Here is a 2,708-nt window from a genome sequence, read left to right as displayed (position 1 = left end):
GCTCTGAGCGCCTTCGGCATTTTGGACAGCAAAACGCCGCTGCGCCTCGGTTTCAGCGTTGACGAGATCCGCCAGGGCCTCGGTCTCAACCAGGTCGACCTTGCCGTTGAGAAAGGCGCGGCGCGTGAATTCGCCCGGTTCCGCGTGCCTGACGCCGTCGAAACCAGTAATCGTCTCCAGCATCCTGGCCACCACGGCGCGTCCGCCATGAACGTGGAATTCCGCCACATCCTCGCCGGTGAAACTGGCCGGATTGGGAAAGAAAACGACCAAGCCGTTATCGAGCACGGTTCCATCGGGCGCCCTGAATCTGCGCAAGACCGCGACGCGGGGCTTAACAATACCCCCGGCAATCGTTTCGACTACGAATCGAGTCTGCGGGCCGGAAATACGGATGACGGCGACGCCGGCCGGGAGCCGGCCGCTCGACAGCGCTACGATGGAATCGCCTGAAATCATTTGCCCGCTCTACCGAACCGCCCTAGCTTTACGCCCATCAGCCAATCGCACCCGAGTTTGCCCAGTGACGCTGCCCGCGCAAAACCTGCTTGCTGAAGAAGCCAGCCCCTATTTGCAGCAGCACAGCGGCAATCCCGTCCACTGGCGGGCCTGGTCGCCGGCTTCGCTCGAGGAGGCCAAGGCGCTGGACAGGCCGATCCTGCTCTCGGTCGGCTATGCCGCCTGCCACTGGTGCCACGTCATGGCGCATGAAAGCTTCGAGGACGATGGTGTCGCCGCCGTCATGAACCGTCTGTTCGTCAATATCAAGGTCGACCGCGAGGAACGCCCCGACATCGACCAGATCTATATGGCGGCGCTGTCCTCGATGGGCGAGCAGGGTGGCTGGCCACTAACCATGTTCCTGACGCCGGACGGCAAGCCGTTCTGGGGCGGCACCTACTTTCCGCGCGAGCCACGCTATGGCCGCCCCGGTTTCATCCAGGTGATGGAGGCGGTGGACAAGGCCTGGCGCGAGAAGCGGGCGAGCCTCAACCAGAGCGCCGACGGCCTGACCACACATGTCCAGGCACGGCTCGCCGGATTGCACGCGAGAACAGGGCTCGATCGCGACACGCTGGCTGAGCTTGCCAAGGGCATAGACGGCATGATCGACCGCGATCTGGGCGGCTTGCGTGGCGCGCCGAAATTCCCCAATGCGCCGTTCATGCAAACGCTGTGGCTGTCCTGGCTGCGCGACGGCAACGCCAGCCATCGCGACGACGTTCTCAACAGCCTCGAACAGATGGTCAGCGGCGGCATTTACGATCATATCGGCGGCGGGCTCAGCCGTTACTCGACCGACGCCGAATGGCTGGTGCCGCATTTCGAAAAGATGCTTTACGACAATGCCCAGCTGATCCGCTTCTGCAACTGGGCCCATGCCGCAAGCGGCAACGGGTTGTTCCGGGTCCGAATCGAAGAGACGATCGGCTGGCTGCTGCGCGAGATGCGCGTTGACGGCGGCGCCTTTGCCGCCAGTCTCGATGCCGACAGCGACGGCGAGGAAGGACTGTTCTACACCTGGAGCCAAGACGAGATCGAGGCCGCCCTCGTCGACGATTCTGCCTTGTTTTTCAAGCACTTCACGCTCTCCAGCCCGCACGGCTGGGAAGGCAAGCCGGTCGTCCACCAAACCCTGTCCCAGCAATCGCACTATGTGATCGATCGCGCAGAGCTCGGCCCGCTCAAGGCGAAACTCCTCACCGTGCGGGAACAGCGGGTCAGGCCCGGTCTTGACGCAAAGACCCTCACCGACTGGAACGGCCAGATGATCGCAGCGCTTGCAGAGGCCGGCCGTTCGCTGGCGCGGCCTGACTGGATCGATGCGGCGGCAAAGGCCTTTGCCCACATCAGCACCGCCGGCCGCGACAGCCGTCTGCCGCATTCGATGCTCGGCGCCAGAAAACTATTCCCTGCTTTGTCCAGCGACTATGCCGCCATGGCCAACGCAGCGATCTCGCTGTTCGAGGCCACTGGGAATTGGAGCTATGTCGACCAGGCCGGCCAGTTTATCAAGCAGCTCGACCATTGGCACGCCGATACCGAAAAGACGGGGTATTACCTGACCGCCTCGGACAGCACCGACGTGCCGATCCGCATCCGCGGCGATGTCGACGAGGCCATTCCGTCCGCCACCGGCCAGATCATCGAGGCACTGGTCCGGCTGGCCTCCGTCACGGGCGATCTCGAGCTGCAGGAAAGGGCCTGGCAAGTTGCCGAGCACGCCGCCGGCCGCGCGGCCCACCAGGCCTATGGCCAAGCCGGCATCGTCAACGCCTGCGCGCTGGCGATCGAGCCGCTAAAACTGGTCATCGTCGATGCGCTTGACGATCCAAAGCTCGTTCCGGTTGCGAATCGAAGTCCGGACCCACGCCGCGTCGACATTGTCCTGCCGATCGGTACGGGTACGAATCGACCCTTGCTGCCTGGCGGAATCCTGCCGCCGACCAACGAGGCGGGTGCATGGCTGTGTACTGGGCAGGTGTGTTTACCGGTCGTGACGGATGCTGAAGAGTTGGAACGATTGTTGCGAGGGCTATAAGGGCAACGCACTGCTCGATCAGCCCAAAATTGCGGCGCTGGCGCCGCCCCTTGTATCTGCACGAGATGATTATGTGCGATGGAAGCGATTGAGCCTCGGGCCGGATGGCCATCCGGCCCGAGGCTTGGCGAAGTCGCCCGCTGCCCCTCCGGCTACAACCGTCAAT

Annotated in this window: 1 protein-coding gene and 1 pseudogene; one reads left to right on the top strand and one right to left on the bottom strand. The window is 63.5% G+C overall.

The features are described from left to right. Positions 1-459: pseudogene (locus tag EN893_RS27945) on the bottom strand (tRNA uridine-5-carboxymethylaminomethyl(34) synthesis GTPase MnmE); the annotation flags it as partial. A 64-nt stretch (positions 460-523) separates the two neighbouring features. Here EN893_RS27945 and EN893_RS27940 point away from each other — a divergent pair. Beyond that, complete coding sequence (locus EN893_RS27940; protein ID WP_127271099.1) at positions 524-2,542, top strand: thioredoxin domain-containing protein; 2,019 nt, start codon at positions 524-526, stop codon at positions 2,540-2,542. Positions 2,543-2,708 lie beyond the last annotated feature (166 nt).

The sequence above is a fragment of the Mesorhizobium sp. M7A.F.Ca.CA.004.04.2.1 genome, from assembly GCF_004022825.1.
GTDB lineage: Bacteria > Pseudomonadota > Alphaproteobacteria > Rhizobiales > Rhizobiaceae > Mesorhizobium.
This window is presented reverse-complemented; position numbering and strand designations above follow the sequence as displayed.